Source organism: Mycobacterium sp. 134 (assembly GCF_048282715.1).
Lineage (GTDB): Bacteria > Actinomycetota > Actinomycetes > Mycobacteriales > Mycobacteriaceae > Mycobacterium > Mycobacterium septicum.
Window position 1 is genome coordinate 2,044,389 of the sequence record NZ_JBLVUN010000008.1, and the last position, 25,867, is coordinate 2,070,255.

A 25,867-nucleotide genomic window follows, 5' to 3' on the forward strand; every position below is an offset into this window, starting at 1 on the left:
AGAGTTGACACGAAACGTTGGACCGGGCCCAGCCCACCGGTCCGAAACCACAAGTAGCGCTTCGCCGGTGGCGGCGCGCCCCGGCCGCAGCTTCGGCGCGGGCGGCTCCGCGCGGCCACTGGCCGGTCTGGCGACCGTGGTCGCCATCGGCCTGATCTTCGGTCTGGCGGTCGCGCTGTTCCGAGGCAGCTTCACCAAGACCGAGCCCGTCACCCTGATCTCCGACCGGGCCGGCCTGGTGATGAACCCGGACGCCAAGGTGAAGATGCGGGGCGTGCAGGTCGGCACCGTCAGCTCGATCGAGCAGCGTGCCGACGGCAAGGCCGTGCTGCACCTGGCGATGAACCCGTCACAGCTGCGCCTGATCCCTGGCAACGTGCAGGCCGACATCGCCTCCACCACCGTCTTCGGCGCCAAGTACGTCCAACTCGTCGCGCCGGACAATCCCTCGCCCGAGAAGCTTCGGCCCGGCCAGACGCTGCAGGGCGATCATGTCACCGTCGAGATGAATACGGTCTTCCAACAGCTCACCAACGTGTTGAACAAGATCGACCCGGCCAAGCTCAACGAGACCCTGGGGGCGCTGTCCTCGGCCTTCTCCGGACGCGGCGAAGCGATGGGGCAGTCGCTGTCCGACTTCGATGCGGTCCTGAAGAAGATCGAGCCCAGCCTGCCCAATCTGACCGGCGACATCGAGAGCATGGCTGCCGTATCGCGGGCCTACGGCGACGCGGCACCTGACCTGCTCAAGACCGTCGACAACACGAACCGGCTCAGTGACAGCATCGTGGCCGAGCAGCAGAACCTCGACAACTTCCTGGTCAGCTCGATCGGCCTGGCCGACGCCGGTAACGACGTCATCGGCGGCAACCGCCAGGCGCTGAGCACCACACTGAACCTGTTGGCACCCACCACCGATCTGCTCAACGAGTACGCACCCGGAATCGAGTGCGGCCTCAAGGGCATGCTGTACCTCTACCACCAGCCTCCGCAGATGGAACCCGGCGTCGTGGTCAACGTGGCCTTCACGCTCGGTATCGAGCGCTACCGCTACCCGCAGAACCTACCCAAGGTGGCGGCCAAGGGCGGCCCGCGTTGCATGGGCTTGCCGTACATCGGATTCGGCAACAAGGCCAAGTACCTCGTCACCGATACGAACGCCAACCCGTTCAAGTACGGCAACCAGGGCATCCTGCTCAACTCCGACGGGCTCAAGCAGATCCTGTTCGGCCCGCTGGACGGCCCGCCACGCAATACCGCACAGATCGGACAACCGGGATGAAACGCGGCAGAAGCACATTCATCAAGTTCGCGTCGTTCGCGGTGGTGATGGCCGTCCTCACGGCCTTCCTGTTCATGACATTCTCGGAGTACCGCGGCGGTTCCTACTCGGGTTACTCGGCAGTCTTCGGTGACGCATCACGGCTGGAGTCCGGAGACTCGGTGCGGGTCGCCGGCGTTCGGGTGGGAACCGTGAAAAGTGTTTCGCTGCAACCGGACAAGTCGGTGCTGGTCGACTTCGACACCGACCGCAGTGTTGCGCTGACCACCAGCACCAAGGTCGCGGTGCGCTACCTGAACCTGGTCGGGGACCGCTATCTGGAACTGATCGACAGCCCCGGCTCGACGAAGCTCCTGCCGGCCGGATCGCAGATTCCCAAGGACCGGACCGCGAGTGCACTGGACCTCGATCTGTTGCTCGGTGGCCTGCGTCCGGTGATCCAGGGGCTCAACCCCCAGGACGTCAATGCACTGACCTCCTCGCTCATCCAGATCTTCCAGGGGCAGGGCGACACCCTGGACTCGCTGCTGAGCAAGACCTCGTCGTTCTCGAATACGTTGGCCAACAACGACCAGGTCATCCAGCAGCTGATCGACAACCTGAATTCGGTGGTCGGAACCCTGGCGAAGGACGGTAAGAAATTCGACGGAACCGTCGACAAGCTGGAGCAGTTGATCAGCGGCCTGTCGCAGGACCGTGACCCGCTGGGCACGGCGGTGACCCAGCTCGACAACGGAACTGCCTCGCTCGCAAGTCTTCTCACCGAGGCACGGCCGCCGCTCAAGGGCACCGTCGATCAGATGAACCGGCTGGCGCCGTTGCTCGATGACCACCAGATCGTCCTGGACCGGGGTCTGCAGAAGGCCCCCGACAACTTCCGCAAACTGGCTCGGCTGGGTTCCTACGGCAGCTGGATCATGTACTACATCTGCGGACTTGGTATCCGTGTCACCGATCTACAGGGGCGCACTGCGCACTTCCCGATGATCAAACAAGAAGGCGGGAGGTGCGCGGAGCCCTGATGCTCAAATACCGCGAATCAAACCTGATCAAGGCAGGTTTCATCGGCGTCGTGCTGATGATGCTCATCATCGCCGTCGGGCTACAGCCCGAACGGCTGCAGCAGTGGGCCTCCTCGGTGCGCCACCAGGCACTGTTCAGCGAGGCCGGCGGGATCGCCGCCGGCAACGACGTGACGCTGTCCGGAATCAAGATCGGTGCGGTGACCGACGTATCGCTGGAGAACGGCGACGCGTTGGTCACGTTCACCACCGAGGGCAAGTACCCGCTGGGGTCGCTGACCACCGCGCACATCCGCACCGGTTCGCTGCTGGGCGAGCGGGTGCTGACCCTGGAGTCCGACGGCAGCGGAACGCTGCGCACCACGGACGTGATCCCCACGTCGCGCACGTCGTCGCCCTACTCGCTGACCGATGCAGTCAGCGACCTGACCACGAATTCGGCGGGTACCGACACCGCGTCGCTGAACCAGTCCCTGGACACCCTGTCGGCGACCATCGACCAGGTGGCCCCGAAGCTCGGTCCGACGTTCGACGGCCTGAGCCGGCTGTCGAAATCGATCAACGGCCGCAACGAGAGTCTGGCCGGCCTGCTGAAGAGCGCCAGCGATGTGACCGTCGTGCTCTCGCAGCGCAGCGATCAGCTGAACACGTTGATCCTCAACGCCAATGATCTGCTCGGTGTCCTCAACGACCGGCGCCAGGCCATCGTCGACCTGCTCGCCAACACTGCCGCGGTGTCGCAGCAACTCAGCGGACTGGTCGCCGACAACGAGGCACAGTTGGCGCCGACGCTCAAGCGGCTCAACTCGGTGACCGCGATGCTGGAACGCAATCGCGACAACATCACCAAGGCGTTGCCGAACTTGAACAAGTTCCAGCTGTCCCAGGCCGAAACGCTGGCGAACGGGGCGTACTACAACGCCTATGTCCCGAACCTGCAGCCCGCACAGTTGCTGCAGCCGTTCATGGACTACGCATTTGGGTTCCGGCGTGGGACGAATGCCGGACAGCCACCGGACAATGCCGGCCCGCGGGCCGAATTGCCCTTGCCCTACAACGGAATTCCGGGAGGTTCACGCTGATGAACCGCAGTCGTCTCGGTAAGTGGCTTGCGGTGGCGCTGGTCGCCCTGCTGGTCGTCGGAGTGGCAGTGCTGCTCCGCCAGACCTTCTTCGGGCAGAAGACCATCTCCGCGCTGTTCACCTCGGCCACCGGCGTGTACCCGGGTGACGATGTCCGGGTGTCCGGCGTCAAGGTCGGAACGATCGAGTCGATCAAGCCCGAGGGCACCCAAACCCGGGTGACCCTCAAGATCGACCACGATGTGCCGATCCCGGCGGACGCGAAAGCCGTGATCGTGGCCCAGAACCTGGTGGCCGCGCGCTATGTCCAGCTCGCGCCTGCCTACCGGTCGAGCGGGCCGACACTGCCTGATGACGCGGTGATCGGTTTGGACCACACCGCCGTCCCGGTGGAGTGGGACCAGGTCAAGGAACAGCTGATGCGGCTGTCCACCGATCTCGGACCGAAGAGCGGTGTCGACGGAACGTCGGTGTCCCGGTTCATCAACAGCACGGCCGACGCGATGGCCGGTAACGGTGACAAACTGCGTCAGACGATTTCGCAGCTGTCCGGCGTTGCCCGAGTGCTGGCCGAGGGCAGCGGCAACATCGTCGACATCATCAAGAACCTGCAGACCTTCGTCACCGCGCTGCGAGACAGCAATCAGCAGGTGGTGCAGTTTCAGAATCGACTGGCCACCCTGACCAGCGTGGTCGACGGCAGCCGGTCGGACCTCGATGCGGCGCTGACGAACCTGTCGGTGGCCGTGGTCGACGTGCAGCGGTTCGTCGCGGGCAGCCGTGATCAGACCTCCGAGCAGGTGCAGCGGCTGGCCAATGTCACCCAGAACCTGGTCGACAACAAGATGAACATCGAGAACCTGCTCCACGTCGCACCGAACGCGTTCATGAACGGCTACAACATCTACAATCCGGACACGGGTAGCGCCGTGGGTCAGTTCGTGATGAACAACTTCTCCAACCCGGTCGAGTTCATCTGCGGCGCAATCGGTGCCGTCGAGAACACGACCGCACCCGAGACCGCGAAACTGTGCTCGCAGTATCTGGGGCCGGCGCTGCGGCTGCTCAACTTCAACTACCTGCCGTTCCCGATCTCGCCGTACCTGATGCCGTCGGCCAGCCCCGAGCAGATCGAGTACTCCGAGCCGGGACTGGCACCCGGTGGCGACGGTGGGTCGCCCACTCCGCCCGAGACGCCGCCGGCGATCTCGGCCTACAGCCCTGGGCCCGAGCCGCCACCGCCGTTCACCGGTAGGGGGCCCGGGGAGCCACCGCCGGGGGCTCAGCAGCTGCTTCCAGGCGGCGAGTTCTACCCGCCCAACATGCCGAACACGGTGTCGGACATGCTCAATCCGACTGGCGGACAACCGGGTCCGCCGCCGGGGCCCGCGCCAGGTCCGCTGGCCGCGGAAGTGCCTGCGCCTGCCGCGCCGCCACCAGCAGAAGGGACGCCACCAGCATGATCAGGGGAAAGCCGGCACGACTGGCGATCGCCGTCGGATCCTGCGTCGCGTTGACCACCAGTGGGTGCGCCTTTCAGGGCGTCAACTCGCTGCCCCTCCCCGGGGCGGTCGGCCGTGGGGCGGATTCCAGCGTGTACCACGTCGAGATCGCGAATGTGGCGACGCTCGAACCGAATTCACCGGTGATGATGAATGACGTCGTCGTCGGTAGCGTGCGGAGCCTGTCGGTGAAGGACTGGCACGCCGACGTCGAGTTCTCGGTCAAGCCGGGCGTCGTGGTGCCGGCCAACGTAGTCGCCAGCGTCGGCCAGACCAGCCTCCTGGGTTCGATGCATCTGGCCATCAACCCGCCCGCCGGTCAGGCCCCCGACGGGAAACTGGCTCCTGGAGCCACGATTGCGCTCAACAACTCGTCGACTTACCCGACGACCGAGCAGACGCTGTCCTCACTGGCCGCGGTGGTGAACGGCGGCGGCCTCGGCCAGATGGGCGACATCATCCACAACTTCAGTGCTGCGATCAACGGCCGGGAAACTGATTTTCGCGACCTGCTCACCCGACTGGATACCTTCGTCGGAGCGCTGGATGCCCAGCGCGACAACATCGTTGCCTCCATCCAGGGCCTGAATCAGCTGGCCTCGACCTTCGCCGGGCAACGCGATGTGATCACGCGCGCTCTGGAGAAGATTCCGCCGGCACTCGACGTATTGATCAAGGAGCGGCCGAGATTCACCACCGCGCTTCAGAAGCTCGGTACCTTCAGTGCCACCGCCAACCAGTTCGTCAACGAGTCGCAGGCTGATCTGGTCAGGAACCTGAAGAACCTGGAGCCCGCGCTGAAGGCTCTGGCCAACGTCGGGCCGGACCTGACGTCGGTGCTCGAATACGCCCCGCATTTCCCGTTCACTCAGAGCTTCATGGACCGGGTGATCCGCGGCGATTACTACAACCTGTTCGCGTACTTCGACATGACCATCCCGCACCTCAAGCGCAGTTTGATGATGGGGACACGTTGGGAACAGGGCGACGCGCAGAATGTTCCGGTGCCAGGTGATCCGGGATACCTGAACTACACCTATGACCCGCTCAAGACCGGGGTCAACCCGCCGCCGCCGGACGCCTTCCCGTCGGCTCCGGACGCGCCGCCCCCACCGGGTCTCCCGGCTCCCACCTATTCGGGCCCGGTGCTCCCGGTGGTGCCACCGGCGCCGCTGACCATGCCCGGGGGGATGCCCCAGCCGGAGGCCCCATCCGGTGGGTCGACGTCGATCTTCGCGGGACCCTATGCGCCTCAGAGCGGTTCGGCCCCTAGTGATCAGCCGCCGGCGCCCCCCGTACCTACTCCACCGACAGGGGGTGGCGGATAAATGCTCACCCGCTTCATCCGGACACAGCTGATCCTGTTCACCGTCGCTTCGGTGGTCGGCGTGGCCGTCATGCTGTTCGCCTATATGCAGCTGCCGACGCTGCTCGGCGTCGGCCGTATCACCGTGAAGATGGAACTGCCGGCGACCGGAGGCCTGTACCAGTTCAGCAATGTCACCTATCGCGGGTCCCAGATCGGCAAGGTCACCTCGGTGGAGCTGACCGAAAAGGGTGCCGAGGCGACGCTGTCGCTGGACCGCTCGCCGAAGGTGCCCGCCGACCTCGCAGCTGAGGTCCGGAGCATGTCGGCGGTCGGCGAGCAGTACGTCGAGTTGTTGCCGCGCACCAATTCCGGGCCCTACCTGGACAACGGCTCGGTGATCGCGGTGTCGAACACCAAGATCCCGCAGCAGGTCGGTCCGATGCTCGATCAGCTCAGTGCTCTGGTGGACACGATTCCGAAGGACAAGCTGAGCCAGCTGCTCGACGAGTCCTACAACGCGTTCAACGGCACCGGTTATGACTTCGGTTCGCTGCTCGACTCGGCCTCGACGATCACCAGGGATTCCAATGCGGTTTCCGACCAGACGCGTGCGTTGATCGACGACTCGAAGCCTTTCCTCGATGCGCAGGCCCAGACCACCGATTCGATCAGGACCTGGGCGGCGAGCATGGCCGGCATCACCGGGCAGGTCGCCGAGAACGATCCCGAGGTGCGCTCGCTGCTGCGCAACGGCCCGGGGTTCGCCCAGGAGACCACCAAGCTGCTCGAGCAGATCAAGCCGACCCTGCCGATCCTGCTGGCGAATCTGACCACGTTCGGCCAGATCGCGGTCACCTACAACCCGTCGATCGAGCAGTTGTTGGTGTTGTTGCCGCCGTATGTCGCCCAGCTGCAGACCTACGCGCCGACCAACAATACGAGCGGTCTGCCGATGGCCGACTTCTCGCTGGGCCTGGGTGATCCGCCGACGTGTACGGTCGGATTCCTGCCGCCCTCGGCCTGGCGTTCTCCGGCTGACACCACCGTGATCGACACTCCGGACAACATCTACTGCAAGTTGCCACAGGATTCCCCGATCGGTGTGCGCGGTGCACGCAACTATCCGTGCATGGGGCATCCAGGGAAGCGGGCTCCCACGGTCGAGTTGTGCAACGATCCCAAGGGATTCCAGCCGCTCGCCCAGCGTCAGCATGCACTCGGTCCGTACCCGATCGATCCCAACCTGATCGCTCAGGGCGTACCACCGGACACCCGAGTCCTGCCGGACGAGAAGATCTTCGGGCCGCTCGGGGGCACACCGCTGCCGCCGGGGGTGACCGCTCCGCCGCCTGGCGCAGCGCCGGAACCGCAGCCGGCACCTAACTTCGCCGGGACCAATCCGGGGTCGATGCTGCCGGGGCAGCCGATGTACCTGGAGCCGCCCGTGCCCGGCGTGCCACCGCCACCGCCAGGAGATCCCAACGCAGTGCCCGTGCCTGCGGTGGACCAGCCGCAGGCGACCGAGATTCCGCCCGTCCCGCACGGGCAGGGGGTTTTCCCGGACGCGCCTGAGCTTCCCATGCCCGCACAACCGGGCGTGGCGCCGAGCGCCTTCGAAGGCGGTGCCCGAAACGGGCCGTCGGTGGCGATCGCCAAGTACAACCCGCGCACCGGGGAGTACATGGGTCCTGACGGCAACCTGTACAAGCAGACAGATCTGGTGTCCGCACCCAAGTCGTGGCAGGACCTGATGCCGACGTAGTGCGATTCAGAAAGGAACTGGCCCCGGGCAACAGCCCGGGGCCAGTTCCTTTGTCTGTGTTCGGTTTTCGCGGCTAGGCGGGCCGCATGTAGAACGGCATCCGGACGGCGGGCCACTGATTGCGCCCACACGAGCCGCTGGGGCCGGTGGTCACGTCCTCGCCGGTGTATTCGGTCGAGGCCAGGTCCACGTGGCCGTCGAAGCCCACCGGGTAGATCTTGTAGATCTGCATGCCCTCGACGGGGGTGCCGTCGGCGCAGAAGCGCCAGTTGGGTACGACCCGCTTGACATACCAGAGGCCGTTCGTCGTGTAGATGGGTGCATTCCAGCCCGCGTCGCTGTTCACCGTGCCGCTGCATTCGGTGGGGGAGATGCACTGGGTCGAGATGGTCCAGGTGCTACGGGTGGAGGGTTGGTTCTCGTAGCGGTCGTTGATCTTGGCCCATTCGCCGTTGGACGACGTGGCAAAGGTGCCGTTGATACCCCACTGCTCGCCGGCGACCGCGGGGGCGGCGCCGCTCAGGCTGACGGCTGCTGCGGCGGCGATTGCCACCGCGGCTGCACTTACCCGGGAGACTGACATGAACGCTCCTTCTGGCCGACCTGACGAGGCGGTAGCCATGTTCTCAGTTTCGGAGAATATCACTATCAAGGCCTGCTCCATGATGGATTCGACCAGGGCAACCTACGAGGGTCACGGCCTGTGGACCAGCGACGGGCCGTTCGTAGTAATATTCTCGAAAACTGAGAGTTTAATTTCCAGCTATGCGAAAGTAGCAACGTGCGTGTGACGGTGATGGCGACCGCTTCAATGATTGTCGCCGGGATGCTGGCTGCTCCGCAGGCAAACGCGGGACCGCAGACATGTAATGACGCTTTCTGCACGCCGGGCATCAACCCGAACGCGGTACTCGGTGCCCCGTGCGACAACACCTCCTACTACGTGTTCGGGGTCGACGCGCGCAACGGGTGGGGCCGGCTGGTGTTCTGCGGCTCGCCGCGGCGCTACGAGCCGCGGTGGTTCCGGTCCCCGCCCATGGTGGGCATCCGCGACGAGAACAGCCTGTGCATCAACGAACAGAACTCGGTGGCCCAGGCCCCGGACGGGCTGTTCCTGAGCTGCGTGCCGATGAATGGCGAGACGCGCTGGCTCCGCGGCGACGCCTGAGTCAATTGCCTGAAGACGCTTGAGGGCGACGCGGTTCGCGTCGCCCTCAAGCATTTTGATGTTTCGGTTGTGGGGGCTACCAGTTCCGGATCGAACACAGCGCACCCTTGGGGCCGCTGTTGGTCTTCACCACCACACCGTCGACCGCCAGTTTGCACTTGAACCCGGGGGTCGGAAGATTGGGTGACTCACCGCTCTGCACCAGCACCATGGCCCACAGGTCCGGATCGGCCAGCATGGCGTCGAACACCCATGGCTTGTCCGGCGCGATGTCCACATCGGCTCGCGGGCTGAATTCGTACGGATTGTGGCTGTAGTCCGAGAACTGCGCGGGATCGTTGTCGCGGTAGTAGATGTGAGCCCAGTACGGCGCGTCTGCGGTCACGGTGTACTGCACGTGGTGCAGTGGCGGTCCGGCCGGCTCGGGATCGTCGGCGAATGCCGGTGCGGCGCTGGCGATCGCGCCGGCCGCCAGCGCGGCGGACGTCGCAATGGTCAGGACTCGGCTCATCGAGTGGTGCATCGATCACATCCTCGTCAGGGTGAACGGGTAGGTGAAGGCACCACCGGGAGCGCCATCGCAGCCGGCGTCGAAGGTGGAGACCATCTCGCCCGCGAGCGTGTTCGCATCCCACGTGTAGACGTCGTGAGTCGGGATGGTCGGCCCGTAGTAGATGTCCCCGCACCGCAGGCCGTAGAACTCGTCGATCGTCAAGGTGTAGCGACCGTCGACCAGTCTCGCGTTCCCGGTGTTGGGGACCGCCTTGGCGACCGGTTGCGGGATCGTGCGGATGGTGATGCAGTCGTGCTGCCGGACGTCGGACCCCGGGTCGCGGCAGGGAGTGATCGCCGACCACAACCAAGTGTGGAAGTCCCTGCGGTCCGGGATGTTCAGGGCGTAATTGCCGAAATACATGGCCTGCGACGGTGGTGCCAAGGCGATCGCTGTCCCCAACCCGAGCGCGGCGCTCATCGCCACACGGATCAAGCTGGATTTCACAGGCACCTCCACGGCTCGGCACTGGTCGGCTGACTATAGAACGAGAGCAGGCTTCACCGTGCCGAAACCGGAATCTCGTCTTCGCCAGCGAGATTGTCATTCTCGCAATCGGAGAATAACAAATACGGCGGAGACGAGATCCGCGGATTCGTCTGTCGGGCGATCGGGTCAGCGCACCGGCTTGAACGTGATGTGCAGATCGGTGAGCCCGCGCAGGATGAAGGTCGGCTCATAGGTGTAACGACGATCGTCGGCGGGGCCGTGGAACTCCTCGTCGATAGCGATGTCGGCCATGCGGTCGAGGATCCGTTCCAACGACACACGGCCCTCGACGCGAGCCAGCGGGCCACCCGGGCAGCTGTGCACACCGCGGCCGAATGCGATGTGCTCGCGGACGTTCTTGCGATCGAGGCTGAAGGTGTGCGGGTCTTCGAAGCGGACCGGGTCGCGGTTCACCGCGCCCGGGCACACCATCATGGTGGTGCCGGCGGGGACCTCGATGTCGCCGAGCTTGGTGTCCTTCTTGGCCAGCCGGAACTGGCTCTTGACCGGGGCGTCCATCCGCAGGGCCTCTTCCACGAAGGTAGGGATGCGGCTGCGGTCGTCGCGCAGGGCCTGCTGGATGTCCGGACGGTCGCCGAGCACCCGCAGCGAGGCTGACAGCAGCTTGGTGGTGGTCTCCTGGCCGGCGGCGAAGAGGAACGTCGCGGACCGAACGACTTCGATGATGGGCGGTACGGAACCGTCCGGGTAGTTCGCCGTGGCGAGCGCCGTCAGAACGTCGTCGCGGGGTTCTGATCGCCGGTCTTCGAGGTAGGCGCTGAACTTCTCGTCGAGCCATTCCAACGGGTTGCTGGAAACGAGGTCGCCGTCGAGGGATCCGACCTGAGCCCCCGGCCGGGGGGCGCCGAGCACCGTGCGGAACTCCTCGTGGTCTTCTTCCGGCACGCCCAGCATGTCGGCGATCACCAGCAGGGAGAAGGGCTTTGCGTAGGCGCTGAGGAACTCACACTTGCCGCCGGCGATGAAATCGTCGAGGCACTGGTCGGCGAGCCGCCACATGAAGTCCTCGTTCTCCTTCAACCGCCGCGGTGTGAGCAGCCGATTGAGCAGGGAACGGGCGTTCGTGTGGTCGGGCGGGTCCATCGTGACCATGTGCTCGAACATCGGCATCTGCGCGCGGTGCGCGGCGATCTGCTCGGTGATGTCGTCGCCCTTGGGGGTGAAAGGCAGGGGTGGGAACGGTCCGGCCACCGCGATGCAGGACGAGAACGTGTCGGTGTCCTTGAGGACCGTGGTGGCCTCCTCGAACCCGGTGATCGCCATGACGCCGTAATTCGGTTCCTTCACGACGGGACACTTGCTGCGCAGATGATCGAAGTACGGGTGCGGGTCGGGAACCAGCGATTGGTCGGTGAAGTAGTCGACAGTGTCGTAGTTGGTCGTGCCGGAATCGCTCATGATGTGCGCTGCCTCCCGAATTCGATGTGCGCTGCGGTGGTTTCGCGGCGGGCTGCACCGCGCGAAGAATTTTCGAAAATTGCTGAGCACCTGCTTAGCATGTCGTTAGAGTCGTGGTCAAGATCACCTGGCTGCACGAAAGTTACGATCAGCCATACATTGTCGGGAACATGTCGTGAGGAGGATCGATGGCATCGGCGCGAAGGATCGGGGCGCCGGACGCGAAGAACCGGATCGTGCTGCTCGACGCTGCCGAGGCGTTGATGATCGAGGAGGGCTACGTCGCGGTCACGTCCCGCCGGGTCGCCGAGCGGGCCGGTCTCAAGCCCCAGCTGGTGCACTACTACTTCCGCACCATGGACGACCTGTTCCTGGCGGTGTTCGCGCGAAGGGCCGAGGAAGGCCTGGTGATCCAGGCCGAGGCGTTGAACTCGCCGCAGCCGCTGTGGGCGCTGTGGCGCTTGGGCATCGATCCCAGCGCGACGCGGCTGACCATGGAGATCATGGGCCTGGCGAATCATCGCAAGGCGCTGCGGGCCGAGATCGCCCGCTACGCCGAGCTGTTCCGCGACGAGCAGACCAAGGCGATGACGGCGGCGCTGGCCAGCTACGGCATCGACGTATCCGAGGTGCCGCCCATCGTCTGGACCTTCATGGCGGCCAGTGTGTCGCGGGTGATGGTCATGGAGCAGGCGCTGGGTATGTCGTCGGGGCACGCCGAGGTGCTGAAGTTTTGCGAGGACTGGCTGCGGCGCCTCGAGGGCGAGCCGCAGCCGCTGGAATTGCCTGCCTGAGGCTCGTCGCTGCCCGAGCACGCGCGAACGTCCCCCGAGCCAATGGCTACGGGGGACATTCACGTCTGCTCGCCAGGGAGCTAGAGCGAGAGGATGGTGGCCGAAGCGGTGCCAGGCGCGCCGTAGACCTGAGCCAGGCCGACCCGCGGGTTGCCCGGTACCTGCCGGTCGCCGGCCTCGCCACGCAGCTGGCGCACCAGCTCGTGCATCTGGCGCAGACCCGAGGCGCCGATCGGCTCGCCGTTGGCGATCAGGCCGCCGTCGGTGTTGACCGGGATCGATCCACCGATCTCGGTGGCGCCGTCGATCAGCATCTTCTCCTGGTCGCCGTCGGCACACAGCCCGGTCTCGGCCATGTGGATGACCTCGGCGCCGGCATCGGTGTCCTGCAGCTGGGCGATATCCACGTCTTCCGGTCCGATGCCTGCGGCCTCGTAGGCAGCCTTGGCCGCATAGACCGTCGGTGAGGGATCCTCGTCGAGCGGCGCGGAGGTGCCGTGCACCTCGTAGGCGCCGTAGGTGCGGGTGCGGATCTCGCTGGCGCGCACGTACACCGGCTTGTCGGTGTATTTGTGGGCGATGTCGGCACGGCACATGATCACCGCGGCAGCGCCTTCGTCGGGGGCGCAGAACATGTACTGCCGCAGCGGGTAGTTCAGCACCGGCGAGGCCATGATCTCCTCGACGGAGATCTCCTTGCGGCGGAACGCATTCGGGTTCTTCTCGCCGTTGCGGAAGTTCTTGTTGGCCACCCGGGCCAGCGTCTCCTCGGAGATGTTGTGCTTGTGGATGTAGTGGTTGGCCTTGATGCCGAAGAACTTGGTGGTGACGAACTGGCCGTTTTCCGCGTACCACTGCGGCAGGGCGAGTTTGGCCGGGTCATCGGTGAACGCACCGCGTGGATGCTTGTCCAGGCCGATCGCGATGCCGATGTCGTACTTGCCCAGCCGGATCGTGTCGGCGGTCTGCTGGATCGCACTGGCGGCGGTGGCACATGCGTTGAACACGTTGGTGAACGTGATGCCGGTCAGCCCGACCAGCCTGGTGACCGCGTCGGGATTCGACACCTCATAGCTGCCGCCGAACCCGAACTGGATGTCCTTCCACTCCAGGCCCGCATCCTCGAGAGCGAATTGGATTGCCTCGGCACCCATTTGCATCGCGGTCTTGTCGAATCGGCCGAACGGGTGCAGGCCGACGCCGATGATCGCTACGTCATTGGTCATGTGCGAGGCCTCTCTAGACGGGCTGGAAGGCGAAGGTGACAATTTCGTTGCCCTCTTCGTCGGTGGTGAACGGGATCATGGTGAGTTCGACGTCCATGCCGAATTGCAGTTTGGCCGGGTCGTTTTCGGTGAGGCGGCCTTCGACGCGTAGGACGGGGCCGGTGTCGTCGGCGAGTTCGACCAGGCCGACGCCGAAGGGGACGAAGGCTTTCCCGGTGGGTCCTTTGTAGGGGGCGCCGGGTGGGAAGCCCTGGGTGGTCCAGGCGATGACGGTGCCGCGTCGGGGCAGCAGGGCCTGTTCGGTGTTGCCGCCGGAGCATTTGGGGCAGCGGGCCTGGGCGGGGAACGTGGTGGCCGTGCAGTCGGTGCAGCGGCTGCCGATCAGCTGGGGTTCGGCGTCGGGCCACGTCGAGATCTCGGGCGCCAGAGCCTTCTGAGTTGACACGTCGCTGACGATAACTGGAAATGCAATTCTCGTCTAGTGAGAACCGACTCTCGGTAGGCTCGCTGGTGCAGTTGAGACGGTGTGGACGGATGGAGGCGGCGTGAGCGAGGTTCTACCGGGGGAGGTCCGTCAGATCGGATATGTGGTCACCGATCTGGACGAGGCGATAGGGGGCTGGCTGAAGATGGGCGTCGGCCCGTGGTTCGTGATCCGCGACCTGCCGCAGCGGGTGACCTACCGCGGCGCGCCGTGCGAGGTGAAACTGTCCCTGGCGCTGTCCAACAGCGGTGACCTCCAGGTCGAGTTGATCCAGCAACTCGACGACACTCCCAGCATCTTCACCGAGTTCCTCGACGGCTCCCGCGCGGGAGGCTTTCACCAACTTGCCTACTGGGCAGACGATTTCGATGCGGCGATGACCAAGCTCGGCGAGGCGGGCTGGCCCCAGGTGTGGTCGGGCGGAGAAGGGGAGGGAGTGCGTTTCGCCTACTTCGAACCGCCGACGGGTGCCTCGATCGTCGAGATCATGGAGCTGACCGAGGCCTCGGCCGGCATGGCCGCGTATGTGCGCGCGCAGGCCGCCGGCTGGGACGGCGGTGATCCGGTCCGGGAGTTGGGCGGCTGACGTCCGCCCAACGGCGCCGGTGGGCTCATTTGCCCTTGTTCATCACCTTGTCCGCGGCGGCCCAGTGCTCGTCGGAGCACCACAGCCGGGCGAAGGCCGCGACCGCCTCGGTGGTCGAAACCCCGTTGATCACGCGCTTGACCTCGCCGGCCTGACGCCGGGCCAGAAGCTGCGCCGTCGACCGCCAGGTCTCGGCGAACTCGGCCCGGGGGACGACCTGGTCGATCAGGCCGACCTGCTCGGCCTCGCGCGCGCCGAGGATGCGACCGGTTCCGGCGAGTAGCAGCGCCCGGCTGCGGCCGACCAGGGTGGCGAGCCGTTCGGCCCCGCCCCACGCGGGCATGATCGCCAGGGCCACCTGGTTGAACCCGATCTTGATGTCATCGGCGGCGATTCGGATGTCTGCCGCCACGGCGACCTCGGCGCCGCCGCCCAGGGCATGGCCGTTGAGCGCCGCGATGACCGGTCCGTCGAAACCCGCGATGCGGTCGCAGATCGTGCGCATCCGCCAAGCCATCTCGGAAGCCTCGAGTTCGGTGCGCAGTGCTGCCAGTTCCTTGAGGTCGCCCCCGGAGACGAAGGCGCGGTCGCCGCCGCCGGTGATCACCAGGGCGGACGCGCCTGCAGCGCCGTCCAAGGCCTTGTTCAGCGCATCCATGGTGTCCAGCGAGATGGCGTTGCGCGCCTGCGGACGGTCGATCGTGATGACCGCCAGTTCGCCGTCGATTTCGAGGTCGACCATCAAACGTTCTCCAGTTCCGGGATTGGCATTCTCGTTTGATGAGAATAACATCATCGTTGTGCGCGACATCCCCGTTGAGCTGACCAAACGGTACGTCGAAGAAGGCTGGTGGCGGCCTGAAACCCTGGGCCAGATGCTGGCCGACGGTTTGGCCGCCAGCCCCGATGCCGGGTTCTACGTGCACTCCGCGACCCGTCCGTACCAGGGCACCTTCGGCGAGGTCGAGCGCACCGCGCGGCGACTGGCCGCCGGGTTGCGCGATCGCGGGGTCGGACCCGGTGACGTCGTGGCCCTGCAATTGCCGAACTGGATGGAGGCTGCGGCCGCGTTCTGGGCCTCGGCATTCCTCGGGGCCGTGACGGTGCCGATCGTGCACTTCTACGGACGCAGGGAACTCGGCCACATCATGGCCACGGCGAGGCCGAAGGTGTTCATCACCACCGAGCAATTCGGCCGGATGAAGTTCGAACCCGATCTGTGTGCCGATGTCCCGATCGTGGGTCTGGTCGGCGCCGACGAGCACGCGCGCGCGGAGCGTCGGCACAGCTCGTTCACCGGCCTCCTCGCCGACGAGCCGATGAGCGGCACCCTGACCGCGGATCCGGCGGCGCCGGCCCTGATCGCCTTCACCTCCGGCACCACCCGCGAGCCCAAAGGTGTTGTCCACAGCCATCAGACGCTGGGTTTCGAAACCCGCCAGTTGCTGGAGAACTACCCGCCGGACCGGGGTCGTCAGCTCACCGCCACGCCCGTCGGGCACTTCATCGGCATGCTCGGCGCGTTCCTGATCCCGGTGCTGGAGGGTGCCCCGATCGATCTGTGCGACGTCTGGGATCCGGGCAAGGTGCTGGAACTGATCGAGCGTGACGAACTGTCGATCGGTGGCGGGCCACCGTATTTCGTCACCAGCCTGATGGACCACCCGCAGTTCAGCGAACGCCATCTGGCCCGGTTCACCACCGTCGGTCTGGGCGGCTCGACCGTGCCCGCGGCCGTCACCCGCCGACTGGCCGACCTGGGCCTGTTCGTCTTCCGTTCCTACGGCAGCACCGAACATCCGTCGATCACCGGATCCGGTGCAGGTGCGCCCGAGGCCAAGCGTCTGTACACCGACGGCAATGTGCGTCCCGGTGTCGAGATCCGGCTCGGGCCGGACGGCGAGATCTTCAGCCGTGGACCGGATCTGTGTCTCGGCTATACCGACGATGCCCTCACCGCAAAGCATTTCGACTCCGACGGCTGGTATCGAACGGGCGACATCGGAGTGCTCGACGACGACGGGTACCTCACCATCACCGACCGGACCACCGACCTCATCATCCGGGGCGGCGAGAACATCAGCGCGCTGGAGGTGGAAGAGGTCCTGCTCGGCCTGCCCGATGTGATCGAGGCGATCGTGGTGGCCGCACCGGACGCGCGCCTGGGCGAGAGGGTGGCCGCAGTCCTTCGGGTGCGCGACGGCGGCACGATGCCCACCCTCGATCAGGTCCGGGCGCATTTCGAGTCCTGCGGGGTGGCCCGGCAGAAATGGCCGGAAGAGCTACATCAGGCCGAAGATTTTCCCCGCACGGCCAGCGGCAAGGTTCAGAAGTTCGTCATCCGTCAGGAGATTGCTGCAATCGCCCGGTGAGCAGCCCTCGGGCCGAGCTGGGCATTGCGGCAGCTATCAAGTGAGAATATGATTCTCTAGAATTGCAAAGGAGTTTTCCATGGGACAACTGTCGCATAGGGTCGACATTCCGTTTCCGCTGTTCGACGCGGACAACCACCTCTACGAGCCGCCCGAGGCGATGACCAAGTACCTCCCCAAGGAGTACAAGGACATCGTCCAGTACGTCGAGGTCAACGGCCGCACCAAGATCGCGATCGACGGCCACATCAGCAACTACATCCCGAACCCCACGTTCTCGCATGTCGCCAAGCCAGGTGCCTGGGAGGAGTACTTCAAGTTCGGCAACCCGGACGGCAAGAGCAAGCGCGAGCTGTTCGGTGAGCCGATGCGGTCCATCCCGGCGTTCTTCGAGCCGGAGCCGCGTCTGGAGCTGATGAACGAACTCGGCGTCGACCGCAGCCTGATGTTCCCGACGCTGGCCAGCCTCATCGAGGAGCGGCTGCGCGACAATCCGGTCGCCATCCACGTCATCGTCCACTCGCTCAACCAGTGGCTGGACGAGGTCTGGGGCTTCAACTACCAGAACCGCATCTTCACCACCCCGGTCATCACCCTGCCGATCGTCGAGAAGGCGATCGAGGAACTGGAGTGGTGTGTGAAGCGCGGCGCTCGCGCCATCCTGATCCGCCCGGCCCCGGTGCCCGGCTTCCGTGGCCCGCGTTCGTTCGCGCTGCCCGAGTTCGATCCCTTCTGGGAACGCTGCGTCGAGTACGACGTGTTCGTCGGCATGCACTCCTCCGACAGCGGCTACTCGCGCTACACCTCGGAGTGGGACGGCACGGTGCAGGAGATGCTGCCGTTCCAGACCAACGCGATGAACATCCTCAACGAGTGGCGGCCGATTCAGGACGCGGTGGGCTCCTGGGTGATTCACGGTGCGCTGTTCCGCCATCCGAAGCTCAAGGTCGGCATCGTCGAGGCCGGATCGAAGTGGATGTTCCCGCTGCTGGACTCCATGGCCGAGGTTTACAAGAAGGCCCCCGAGGCGTTCCTGGGCAACCCGATCGAGGAGATCAAGAACCGGATCTACGTCAGCCCGTTCTACGAGGAGGGCATCGACGACCTGATCAACCTGATCGGTGTGGACCAGGTGCTGTACGGCTCCGACTGGCCGCACCCTGAGGGTCTGGCCGAGCCGACGCACTACGTGACCGCGCTCGAGCACCTGTCTGTCGAGGATCAGGCCAAGATCATGGGTGGCAACTTGGGTCGTCTCGTTACCCTGTGACGCAGTCGAATTGGCAGACCATCCCCGAGATGGTCTTGAGTGCAGCGGACCGTTTCGGCCATACGGAGGCGGTCGTCGACTATGGCGACAATCCGGCCGGGGCCGACGGTCCGCTGCGTCTGACCTTCACCCAGCTCGCCGAGCGCATCCGCAAAGCCTCGGGTGCGTTCGCCGAGTTCGGCGTGGACAAGGGGGACAGGGTTGCGGTCTGGGCTCCCAATTCGGCCGAGTGGATCATCGCCGCATTCGGGATCATGGCCGCCGGCGGCGTCCTGGTCCCGGTCAACACGCGGTTCAAGGCCGAAGAGGCCGCCGACGTGGTGGTGCGCAGCGGCGCCAAGGCGGTGATGATCCAAAACGGTTTCCTCGGGCAGGATTTCACGTTCGCCGAGGCTGATCTCGATGTTCCGGCCATCGATCTCAAGTCGGACTTCCTGGGTAGTGGAAGTCCGTTCACGCGTGATGTGGAGCCCTCCGACATCGCCGATGTCATCTTCACCTCGGGCACCACGGGCAGACCCAAGGGCGCGATGATGAACCATCGCCAGACGCTGCGGGCCTACGAGGAGTGGGCCACCCTGGCGGATCTGCGCGAGGGCGATCGCTACCTGATGATCAACCCGTACTTCCACACCTTCGGGTTGAAGGCGGGGTTGGTGGCGTCATTCCTCCGCGGTGCGACGATGCTGCCGGTTGCGGTGTTCGACGTCGACAATGTGGTGGAACTGATTGAGCGCGAACGCATCACGATGCTGCCGGGCCCGCCCACCCTCTACCACTCATTGCTGGCCGTCGCGGACCGTGACCGGCTGGCGACCCTGCGGGCAGGGGTGACGGGTGCCGCCGACATCCCGGTGGAACTGGTGCGTCGCATCCGCGAGGAGTTGCCGTTCCAGACGTTGATGACCGGCTACGGCCTCACGGAGGCGGGCAACGTCACGCTGTCACGGCCAGGTGACTCGGCCGAGGATGTGGCCACCACCGCGGGGCTGCCGTGCGAGGGGATCGACGTTCGCATCGCCGACGACACCGAGGTTCTGGTGCGCGGCTACAACGTGATGCAGGGCTACCTGGACGATCCGGCGGCCAGTGCCGAGGCGATCGACACCGACGGCTGGCTGCACACCGGAGATCTCGGCGAGTTCACCGAGTCCGGCAGGCTGCGGATCGTCGGACGTAAGAAGGACATGTTCATCGTCGGAGGCTTCAACGCCTACCCGGCCGAGATCGAGGGATTCCTGCTCGAGCATCCGGCGATTGCGCAGGTTGCCGTCATCGGTGTCGCCGACGAGCGGATGGGCCAGGTCGGCAAGGCGTTCGTGGTCCTGCGGGACGACCTCGGTGCCGCGCCGATCGCCGCCGAGGACGTGATCGCCTGGGGCCGCGAGCGCATGGCTGGCTACAAGGTGCCCCGGTATGTCGAGTTTCTCGACGAACTTCCACTCAATGCCACCGGCAAGGTGATGAAGAATGAGCTAGAGGCGCGAGTGACGGCGAGTCCGAACTAAGTGCGCGCACAGCACGTAAACATCATTTCCGCAGGTAAATAGCCATTTATGCGCCTGCTATCGATGATGTACTCTCGGGTCACTACCGCAAACTGATAACGTAATTCTCGTTAAGCAGGCTGCTGAACGGACAGGAGGTCGGCATGCCGTCCCGCAAGCCTTCGTCGCCGGTACTCGATACTAGCGAAGATGACGCGTCACCGAGCGACGCACTGAAGTTGGCCGAACAGGCCGAAGCCGAGGCCGCAGAGGCCGAGGCCGTGGCGGTCGCCGCGCGGGCAAGAGCCCGCGCCATCCGGCTGCGCAACGAGGCTGCCGCCGACAAGGACGACGTGGACGCGACCGTGGCCGAAGATGTGGCCGACGAAGCGCCGGCCACCGAGCCCGCCGACACCGCCGATCACGATGCGTCCGGCACCCCTGAGATCACCGAGACCGCCGGCGTCGACACAGAGGCGGAGGCGGTCGAAGCCGAGCCGCTGGAGGAAGCGGAGCCAGAAGTCGACGTCGAGGCCGGCGAGGGAGAGGGCAAGTCGGCCCGCCGCCTGCCGCGGGTGCGGGTTTCGCGTCTGTTCTGGAAGGTCCTGGCGAGCTGCCTGACACTCATCGTCATCGCCGCGTTGCTCGGCGTCAGCGGCTGGATGATCTGGCACCACCGGCAGGCCGAGCATCGCCAGCAGTTGGCGGCCGAATACACCGCGGCGGCCCGCCAAACCGTCGTGACCCTCATGTCCCTGGACTTCAACCACGCCCAAGATGCCGTCAAGAACATCCTCGACAACTCGACGGGCGAGTTCCGGGAGGACTTCGAGGCGCAGTCGAAGGACTTCGTGAAGCTTGCCCAGGACGCAAAGGTGGTGACCGAGGCGAACGTGACCGCCGCCGCCGTCGACACCATGAGCGACAACAACGCCGTCGTCCTGGTCGCCGTCAACACCCAGGTCACCAACACCACCGGTGCCAACAAACAACCACGGCCTTGGCGGGTGGCCGTCGACATGGTCCGCGAAGGTGACCAGATCAAGCTGTCGAAAGTCGAGTTCGTGCCGTGACCCTGGACCAGGACATCAAAGAGACCGAGAAAGATTCCGAGACGACCGTCGAGCCGGAAGGCACCGCAGAAGCCGTCGAGGAGCAGGACGCAGCCGAGGCTGATCCGGCCGACGGCGACAGCGACGCGGCCGGCGCCGAGCCGGCCCGCGGGTGGCGGCAGACGCTGACCAGGCTGTGGTTCCCGCTGGCTCTGGTGGTGGCGCTGATCGCGTCGGCGGCGCTGGCCGGTTGGCTGTACTTCGCGCAGTTCCGCGTCGATCAGCAGACCGGTGAGGCGGCGTCGGCGACGGTGCTCAAGGCAGCCAGCGAAGGCACGACGGCCCTGCTGACCTACGCACCGGACAGTCTCGACCGAGATTTCTCCGCCGCCAAGTCGCACCTGACCGGAGATTTCCTGTCGTACTACACCCAGTTCACGCAGGAGATCGTCGCCCCCGCCGCCAAGCAGAAGGCGGTCAAGACCACGGCAGCAGTCGTGCGCTCAGCCGTCTCGGAGATCCATCCGGATTCGGCGGTGGTGCTGGTGTTCGTCAACCAGGCCACCACCAGCGCCGAGAATCCGAACGGGAGCTTCGCGGCGAGCGCGGTCAAGGTCGGGATGAACAAGATCGACGGCAACTGGTTGATCTCGTCGTTCGACCCGGTGTAGCAGCGCCTTCAGCCGAACGGCGTCAGTCCTGAGCGTGCCGTTCGTATGCCCACCGCTCCAGCCATGTCTGGAGTTCGTGTACCGCCAACGCGGTGACCAGTGCGGCCATCACGACGAGGCAGAGCAGTAGCGCACTCATGGCAGGCACCCCGCGTTGTCGTTGTGGTGCCGGCCCCCGAGCGAGCCGGGGCGGTGCGGTGCGCCCGGGCCTGCGTAGTGCGTTACCTGCCTCGGCCCGCCCTCGGGAATGTCCAGGACGGACCGCTTGACGGCCCGGGCAGCGGTCGCGCTCCGCGACACACCAGGTGTCCGACCAGCCTTCGAGCAGGTCACCGCTCCGAACCAGCCGGTGCAGGGCGGGATGGGTGAGCGCGGGTACGGGTCGGCCGTCGATCACCGCCATCGCCTCGTGCTGTGCGAGTGCCTCGTGCCAGTCGACCTTCACCTCGGGCGCCAGGCTGACGTACTGGTGTCGCACGACCAGCAGGGTGTCGGCGCCCAGTGGTCGCAATCGCCACAGCGCGGATCGCAGCGAGGACACCGCCTTGTGCGGCGGGCTGCCCGGCCACAGCAGGTCGCAGACCCAGCTGCGGTGCAGCTCGCGGCGCTTCACCGCGGCCAATGCCACCAACCGGCGGCATGACGGCGGTAGCACCAGCGGCTCCATGTCGCGGTAGACGGCGAACTCGCCGAGGAGATTCAGCGTGAATTGCTTGGACACACGTTCATCCTCGAGCCTGGCTGCGGCCCTGACATCAGTAGTGCACTACCTGTATTTGGCGCACATTTCTTCCACCACGCCGTGGGCAATCCGTGGTCCGGCGCCCCGATGCGATGGAATTGCGGTGAAATCTGGCGACGAAGGGACATATCAGTGTGAACGAGGACAGACCTGGTCCGGTTCAAACGCACCGGTTGAGCCGGATGGCGGGACGCGACCCGCACGAGCAGCACCGGGTGGCGACCCCGCTGGAATTGCTGTTCGACCTGACCTTTGTGATCGCTTTCGGGGTGGCGGCCGCGCAATTCGCGCATCTGATGGCCGAGGGCCACGTGTCGGCCGGGCTGGCGGGTTTCGGGTTCGCCGCGTTCGCGATCTGGTGGGCGTGGATGAACTTCACCTGGTTCGCGTCCGCCTACGACACCGACGACTGGATCTACCGGGTGATGACGATGCTGCAGATGGTCGGCGTCATCATCCTCGCGCTGGGTATTCCCCCGGTTTTCGCCTCCATCGAACACGGCGGGCACGTCGACAACGTGGTGATGGTGGCCGGCTATGTGGTGATGCGAATCGCGTTGGTGGGGCAGTGGTTGCGCGCTGCCGTGCAGGATCCGCCGCGCCGGCGGGCTTGTCTTACCTACGCGTCGGCGGTGGTGGTCGCCCAGATCGGCTGGGTGGCGCAGATCTTCGTATCGACCTCGCTGACGGTCTTCTTCGTCACCGCACTGGTGCTGATGGTCGTGGAGATCAGCGGACCGATCCTGGCCGAGCGGCTGATGGGTGGCACCCCGTGGCACGCGCACCATGTCGCCGAGCGCTACGGACTGCTCGCGATCATCGCGTTGGGCGAAGGCGTGGTCGGCACGGTGGCGTCCCTGACCGCGGCGGTGGGGGAGCACGGCTGGACCACCGACGCCATCTTGCTCGTCGCCTCCGGAATCGGGCTCACCTTCGGGATGTGGTGGGTGTACTTTCTTGTGCCGGCCGGTGCATTGCTGCATGCCCAGCGCAGGCTCTCGTTCTGGTACGGGTATCTGCACCTGGCGGTGTACGCGGCGATCGTGGCCACCGGCGCCGGACTACACGTGGCGGCCTACTACGTCGACGGTCAATCGAAGCTGGACTCCGTCGAGACCGTGCTGGCGGTGGCGATTCCGGTGGGCATCTACCTGGTCGCGATGTTCGTCATCTACTCACTCCTGGTCGGCGATTTCGATCTGCTGCACGCACTGTTGCTGGTGCTGGCCGCGGTGGTGCTCGTGGCCGCGGTGGCACTGGCGGCGGGCGGGACTTCGATGGCGGTGTGCCTACTGGTCGTGACCGCGGCCCCGGTGGTGGTCGTCGTCGGGTTCGAGGCGGTCGGGCACCGGCACGCCGCCGAGATCGTCGGTCGGCGCCTGGACGTTCACCGCCCGGGGTGAGTTTCGAAGCTCTCCAACAGCATTCGTTCCTGTTCGGCTGCCAGCAGCCGGCGGGTCTTGCTGCGGGTGATCAGGATTCCGATCGTGGCCAGGATCCACACCACGTACTGCACTGACCACGCCAGGCGGAACGACGCGAACGAGTAGCTGTCGGTACCGGACAGGATCAGGCCCATGGCCTGCATCACCAGCAGTGCCGCCAGGAAGCCACCCATGTTCACCATGCCCTGGGCGGTACCGAGAGTGTGGCTCGGGTTGAAGGTGCGGGCGAAGTCGAAGCCGACCATCGAACCGGGACCGCCGACCGAGATGACGACGATGAGGACCACCAACAACCACACCGGCGCCGGGCCGGGGAGGGCCAGCACCACGGTCCACACCACGGCGTTACTGGCGATGATCCACAGCACCAGACGCGACCTACGGTGCGGATGGCGGCCCGTGAACACGCCGATCATGATTCCGGCCGTGATGGCGGCCACCACCGAGACGGTCAGCAGGGACCCCGCCGCCGTCTCTGAAAGTCCCTGCGCCACGGTCAGATAAGGCACTCCCCACATCAGCGCGAACACCGTGACCGAGAACTGGGTGCCCATATGGGTGAAGAATCCGAGCCTGGTGCCGGGCCGCAGCCAGACGGTCTTGATACGAGACAGCGTGGTGTGCAGGGAGATCGGCTCGGACGCCTTCGCCGAACCGTGTGGGGTGTTGCGGATCAGGGCCAGTGCCAACACGATCACGACGAGTCCGAACGCGGCGACCGACAGATATGCCGGCGTCCACCCAGAGCCGGTGAGGATCGCGAGGAACGGGACCGCGGACAGGACCTGACCGAGCTGGCCACAGATTCCGGTCAACTGGGCCACCAACGGGACGCGAGCCGGCTCGAACCAGTGCGGCACCAGGCGGAGAACCGAGATGAACGTCAGGGCGTCACCCAGGCCGACGATCGCCCGTGCGCCGATGGCCGCGGGCAGCGACTCGCTGAGTGCGAGGACGAGCTGGCCGGCAGTCATGAGCGCGGCCCCGCAGACGATGAGCACACGGGAACCGAAGCGGTCCAACAGCAATCCGGCGGGAATCTGAGCCGCCGCGTACACGACCACCTGCAGCACGACGAACGTGGACAGCACACCCGGGCTCGCGGCAAATCTGTCCGCGGCCTGGAGACCCGAGACGCCGAGGGTTGTGCGGTCGAGGACGGCGATGATGTAGGCGAGTAGTCCGGTGGCCCAAACGATCCAGGGACGCACGCGGGCACCTTTCGCCAAATGTGTTTCTCGGGACAGACGTACATGCTCTCGTACCGCGGGCGCCGAAGCGAACGGACTTCTTTGTGGCGGCTGTGAATTTGGCCGCGGGGCCGGCTTTCACCTGATTCGCGGAGTTGGCTGAAAATGCAGCCACGCGTAAGGCTTGTGACCAGTGTTGCGACATATGCGCTGATAACCGGCGTACTTGCGGAGTCCGCCGATGATCGATTCATCCAAGTCTAAATTCGCTCGCGGTATTAATCGGAGGGTAGGGTGTCGGCATGAATCGCTGTTCAAACCGACGCGGAGCACGTCGGCTTGGTTGAGTATCGGCTGGAAGACCTGGCGCGCATTTCCGGCGTCAGCGCTCGCAATATCCGCGCTTATCGTGAGCGCGGCCTCTTGGATTCGCCGCGGCGCGTCGGGCGCTCGGCGTACTACGGCGAGCGGCACCTGGCTCAATTGACGGCGATCAGCCAGCTACTCGCCAAGGGTTACAACTCTGCGCACATCGCCGAGTTCTTCGCCGGCTTGCGCAGCGGCAAGGACCTGCCCGACACATTGGGCATCCAGAGCTCGGGCTGGTGCAGGCCGAAAGCGCTGACCCTGAATGTGGATCCGGCCGACGACGATGTCCGCGCACTCGTGGAGTTCGGGTTGGTGCGCATCGCCGAGGGGTCCGTGGAGGTGACCGACCCCGCGTTGGTCGCGTTCCTCAGCGGCGCCGAGGATCAGGGGCTTTGCATCCGGACCATGGCCGAGCTCGCCCGATCGACGGACATGGCGATCGATCGGCTGGCCGAATCGACCGCCGCGGCCGTCGCCGAACATGAAGGCGCGCCATCCGACGACCGCCTGCTTGAGCTGACCCGGGCCGTTGTGTCGGCAGGGGTGGACCGGGCCCTGCGGGCGGGGTTGACCCCGGCCGATTGAGGCCTG

General features: G+C 65.5%; 25 protein-coding genes. 16 read left to right on the top strand and 9 right to left on the bottom strand.

Translation table 11 applies throughout. From position 1 onward, the window contains the following. Positions 1 to 4: 4 nt before the first annotated feature. The 6 genes from ACNQVK_RS14660 to ACNQVK_RS14685 are packed head-to-tail and all read left to right on the top strand — an operon-like array spanning position 5 to position 7,959. Positions 5 to 1,282: an MCE family protein gene (locus tag ACNQVK_RS14660; RefSeq protein ID WP_418030078.1), complete on the top strand. Its 1,278-nt coding sequence runs from the start codon at positions 5 to 7 to the stop codon at positions 1,280 to 1,282. Next, complete coding sequence (locus tag ACNQVK_RS14665) at positions 1,279 to 2,304, top strand: MCE family protein (RefSeq protein WP_418030079.1); 1,026 nt, start codon at positions 1,279 to 1,281, stop codon at positions 2,302 to 2,304. The genes ACNQVK_RS14660 and ACNQVK_RS14665 overlap by 4 nt, the downstream gene beginning before the upstream one ends. Continuing rightward, positions 2,304 to 3,386, top strand: a complete 1,083-nt coding sequence (locus tag ACNQVK_RS14670) for an MCE family protein (protein ID WP_418034166.1) — start codon at positions 2,304 to 2,306, stop codon at positions 3,384 to 3,386. The genes ACNQVK_RS14665 and ACNQVK_RS14670 overlap by 1 nt, the downstream gene beginning before the upstream one ends. After that, entirely contained in the window at positions 3,386 to 4,849 is a 1,464-nt protein-coding gene (locus tag ACNQVK_RS14675; protein WP_418030080.1) for an MCE family protein, read from the top strand. Before ACNQVK_RS14670 ends, ACNQVK_RS14675 begins: the two co-directional genes overlap by 1 nt. Beyond that, the gene (locus ACNQVK_RS14680; protein WP_418030081.1) at positions 4,846 to 6,216 is read left to right on the top strand and encodes an MCE family protein; all 1,371 of its coding nucleotides are present in this window, start codon (positions 4,846 to 4,848) and stop codon (positions 6,214 to 6,216) included. Before ACNQVK_RS14675 ends, ACNQVK_RS14680 begins: the two co-directional genes overlap by 4 nt. Beyond that, on the top strand, positions 6,217 to 7,959 hold the full coding sequence (locus ACNQVK_RS14685) for an MCE family protein (protein ID WP_418030082.1): 1,743 nt from the start codon (positions 6,217 to 6,219) through the stop codon (positions 7,957 to 7,959). A 73-nt stretch (positions 7,960 to 8,032) separates the two neighbouring features. Here the strand turns inward: ACNQVK_RS14685 and ACNQVK_RS14690 are convergent, their stop codons facing one another. After that, positions 8,033 to 8,542 (bottom strand): hypothetical protein, encoded by a 510-nt coding sequence (locus tag ACNQVK_RS14690; protein ID WP_418030083.1) that lies wholly within the window; start codon positions 8,540 to 8,542, stop codon positions 8,033 to 8,035. 213 nt (positions 8,543 to 8,755) lie between these two features. On the opposite strand from ACNQVK_RS14690, the gene ACNQVK_RS14695 reads away from it, so the two are divergent. Continuing rightward, entirely contained in the window at positions 8,756 to 9,127 is a 372-nt protein-coding gene (locus ACNQVK_RS14695; protein ID WP_418030084.1) for a hypothetical protein, read from the top strand. Positions 9,128 to 9,203: 76 nt separating this feature from the next. Here ACNQVK_RS14695 and ACNQVK_RS14700 read toward each other — a convergent pair whose 3' ends face one another. The 3 genes from ACNQVK_RS14700 to ACNQVK_RS14710 all read right to left on the bottom strand — a co-directional run bounded on the left by ACNQVK_RS14700 (position 9,204) and on the right by ACNQVK_RS14710 (position 11,588). After that, positions 9,204 to 9,638, bottom strand: coding sequence for a hypothetical protein (locus ACNQVK_RS14700; protein WP_418030085.1), 435 nt, complete (start codon positions 9,636 to 9,638; stop codon positions 9,204 to 9,206). 15 nt (positions 9,639 to 9,653) lie between these two features. Further along, the gene (locus ACNQVK_RS14705; protein ID WP_418030086.1) at positions 9,654 to 10,127 is read right to left on the bottom strand and encodes a hypothetical protein; all 474 of its coding nucleotides are present in this window, start codon (positions 10,125 to 10,127) and stop codon (positions 9,654 to 9,656) included. Between the two features lie 168 nt (positions 10,128 to 10,295). Next, positions 10,296 to 11,588, bottom strand: coding sequence for a cytochrome P450 (locus ACNQVK_RS14710; RefSeq protein WP_418030087.1), 1,293 nt, complete (start codon positions 11,586 to 11,588; stop codon positions 10,296 to 10,298). A gap of 188 nt (positions 11,589 to 11,776) precedes the next feature. On the opposite strand from ACNQVK_RS14710, the gene ACNQVK_RS14715 reads away from it, so the two are divergent. Beyond that, positions 11,777 to 12,382, top strand: coding sequence for a TetR/AcrR family transcriptional regulator (locus ACNQVK_RS14715; RefSeq protein ID WP_418030088.1), 606 nt, complete (start codon positions 11,777 to 11,779; stop codon positions 12,380 to 12,382). Between the two features lie 80 nt (positions 12,383 to 12,462). Here the strand turns inward: ACNQVK_RS14715 and ACNQVK_RS14720 are convergent, their stop codons facing one another. Then, entirely contained in the window at positions 12,463 to 13,608 is a 1,146-nt protein-coding gene (locus ACNQVK_RS14720; RefSeq protein ID WP_409551530.1) for a thiolase family protein, read from the bottom strand. A 13-nt stretch (positions 13,609 to 13,621) separates the two neighbouring features. Next, a complete protein-coding gene (locus ACNQVK_RS14725; RefSeq protein ID WP_409542965.1) occupies positions 13,622 to 14,065 on the bottom strand; it encodes a Zn-ribbon domain-containing OB-fold protein in 444 nt (147 codons plus the stop codon). Positions 14,066 to 14,153: 88 nt separating this feature from the next. On the opposite strand from ACNQVK_RS14725, the gene ACNQVK_RS14730 reads away from it, so the two are divergent. Beyond that, positions 14,154 to 14,678, top strand: a complete 525-nt coding sequence (locus ACNQVK_RS14730; protein WP_418030089.1) for a VOC family protein — start codon at positions 14,154 to 14,156, stop codon at positions 14,676 to 14,678. 25 nt (positions 14,679 to 14,703) lie between these two features. On the opposite strand, the gene ACNQVK_RS14735 is transcribed toward ACNQVK_RS14730, so the two are convergent. Further along, a complete protein-coding gene (locus ACNQVK_RS14735; protein ID WP_044522398.1) occupies positions 14,704 to 15,420 on the bottom strand; it encodes an enoyl-CoA hydratase/isomerase family protein in 717 nt (238 codons plus the stop codon). A 58-nt stretch (positions 15,421 to 15,478) separates the two neighbouring features. On the opposite strand from ACNQVK_RS14735, the gene ACNQVK_RS14740 reads away from it, so the two are divergent. The 5 genes from ACNQVK_RS14740 (at position 15,479) to ACNQVK_RS14760 (ending at position 21,530) form a co-directional block, all read left to right on the top strand. Beyond that, the gene (locus ACNQVK_RS14740) at positions 15,479 to 17,050 is read left to right on the top strand and encodes an AMP-binding protein (RefSeq protein WP_418030090.1); all 1,572 of its coding nucleotides are present in this window, start codon (positions 15,479 to 15,481) and stop codon (positions 17,048 to 17,050) included. A 79-nt stretch (positions 17,051 to 17,129) separates the two neighbouring features. Further along, complete coding sequence (locus ACNQVK_RS14745) at positions 17,130 to 18,320, top strand: amidohydrolase family protein (protein ID WP_418030091.1); 1,191 nt, start codon at positions 17,130 to 17,132, stop codon at positions 18,318 to 18,320. After that, complete coding sequence (locus tag ACNQVK_RS14750; protein ID WP_418030092.1) at positions 18,317 to 19,828, top strand: FadD3 family acyl-CoA ligase; 1,512 nt, start codon at positions 18,317 to 18,319, stop codon at positions 19,826 to 19,828. The genes ACNQVK_RS14745 and ACNQVK_RS14750 overlap by 4 nt, the downstream gene beginning before the upstream one ends. 143 nt (positions 19,829 to 19,971) lie before the next feature. After that, entirely contained in the window at positions 19,972 to 20,880 is a 909-nt protein-coding gene (locus tag ACNQVK_RS14755; RefSeq protein ID WP_418030093.1) for a hypothetical protein, read from the top strand. Beyond that, complete coding sequence (locus ACNQVK_RS14760; RefSeq protein WP_418030094.1) at positions 20,877 to 21,530, top strand: twin-arginine translocation pathway signal; 654 nt, start codon at positions 20,877 to 20,879, stop codon at positions 21,528 to 21,530. Before ACNQVK_RS14755 ends, ACNQVK_RS14760 begins: the two co-directional genes overlap by 4 nt. 22 nt (positions 21,531 to 21,552) lie before the next feature. Here the strand turns inward: ACNQVK_RS14760 and ACNQVK_RS14765 are convergent, their stop codons facing one another. Then, positions 21,553 to 22,251, bottom strand: a complete 699-nt coding sequence (locus tag ACNQVK_RS14765) for an AfsR/SARP family transcriptional regulator (RefSeq protein ID WP_418030095.1) — start codon at positions 22,249 to 22,251, stop codon at positions 21,553 to 21,555. Positions 22,252 to 22,454: 203 nt separating this feature from the next. Between ACNQVK_RS14765 and ACNQVK_RS14770 the strand changes: the two genes are divergently transcribed. Next, positions 22,455 to 23,675 carry a low temperature requirement protein A gene (locus ACNQVK_RS14770; protein WP_418030096.1) on the top strand — a complete coding sequence of 407 codons (1,221 nt, stop codon included), beginning with the start codon at positions 22,455 to 22,457 and terminating at the stop codon, positions 23,673 to 23,675. Here the strand turns inward: ACNQVK_RS14770 and ACNQVK_RS14775 are convergent. Continuing rightward, on the bottom strand, positions 23,660 to 24,928 hold the full coding sequence (locus tag ACNQVK_RS14775; protein ID WP_418030097.1) for an MFS transporter: 1,269 nt from the start codon (positions 24,926 to 24,928) through the stop codon (positions 23,660 to 23,662). The genes ACNQVK_RS14770 and ACNQVK_RS14775 overlap by 16 nt on opposite strands. Positions 24,929 to 25,246: 318 nt before the next feature. Between ACNQVK_RS14775 and ACNQVK_RS14780 the strand changes: the two genes are divergently transcribed. Further along, complete coding sequence (locus ACNQVK_RS14780; protein WP_418030098.1) at positions 25,247 to 25,861, top strand: MerR family transcriptional regulator; 615 nt, start codon at positions 25,247 to 25,249, stop codon at positions 25,859 to 25,861. Positions 25,862 to 25,867: the final 6 nt, after the last annotated feature.

Bases quoted from the DNA above. Each gene is read 5' to 3' on its own strand.
- ACNQVK_RS14710 (WP_418030087.1), bottom strand. From the start codon at position 11,588: ATGAGCGATTCCGGCACGACCAACTACGACACTGTCGACTACTTCACC.
- ACNQVK_RS14770 (WP_418030096.1), top strand. From the start codon at position 22,455: ATGGCGGGACGCGACCCGCACGAGCAGCACCGGGTGGCGACCCCGCTG.
- ACNQVK_RS14670 (WP_418034166.1), top strand. From the start codon at position 2,304: ATGCTCAAATACCGCGAATCAAACCTGATCAAGGCAGGTTTCATCGGC.
- ACNQVK_RS14720 (WP_409551530.1), bottom strand. From the start codon at position 13,608: ATGACCAATGACGTAGCGATCATCGGCGTCGGCCTGCACCCGTTCGGC.
- ACNQVK_RS14675 (WP_418030080.1), top strand. From the start codon at position 3,386: ATGAACCGCAGTCGTCTCGGTAAGTGGCTTGCGGTGGCGCTGGTCGCC.
- ACNQVK_RS14685 (WP_418030082.1), top strand. From the start codon at position 6,217: ATGCTCACCCGCTTCATCCGGACACAGCTGATCCTGTTCACCGTCGCT.
- ACNQVK_RS14755 (WP_418030093.1), top strand. From the start codon at position 19,972: ATGCCGTCCCGCAAGCCTTCGTCGCCGGTACTCGATACTAGCGAAGAT.
- ACNQVK_RS14735 (WP_044522398.1), bottom strand. From the start codon at position 15,420: ATGGTCGACCTCGAAATCGACGGCGAACTGGCGGTCATCACGATCGAC.
- ACNQVK_RS14680 (WP_418030081.1), top strand. From the start codon at position 4,846: ATGATCAGGGGAAAGCCGGCACGACTGGCGATCGCCGTCGGATCCTGC.
- ACNQVK_RS14695 (WP_418030084.1), top strand. From the start codon at position 8,756: ATGGCGACCGCTTCAATGATTGTCGCCGGGATGCTGGCTGCTCCGCAG.
- ACNQVK_RS14665 (WP_418030079.1), top strand. From the start codon at position 1,279: ATGAAACGCGGCAGAAGCACATTCATCAAGTTCGCGTCGTTCGCGGTG.
- ACNQVK_RS14690 (WP_418030083.1), bottom strand. From the start codon at position 8,542: ATGTCAGTCTCCCGGGTAAGTGCAGCCGCGGTGGCAATCGCCGCCGCA.
- ACNQVK_RS14715 (WP_418030088.1), top strand. From the start codon at position 11,777: ATGGCATCGGCGCGAAGGATCGGGGCGCCGGACGCGAAGAACCGGATC.
- ACNQVK_RS14700 (WP_418030085.1), bottom strand. From the start codon at position 9,638: ATGAGCCGAGTCCTGACCATTGCGACGTCCGCCGCGCTGGCGGCCGGC.
- ACNQVK_RS14745 (WP_418030091.1), top strand. From the start codon at position 17,130: ATGGGACAACTGTCGCATAGGGTCGACATTCCGTTTCCGCTGTTCGAC.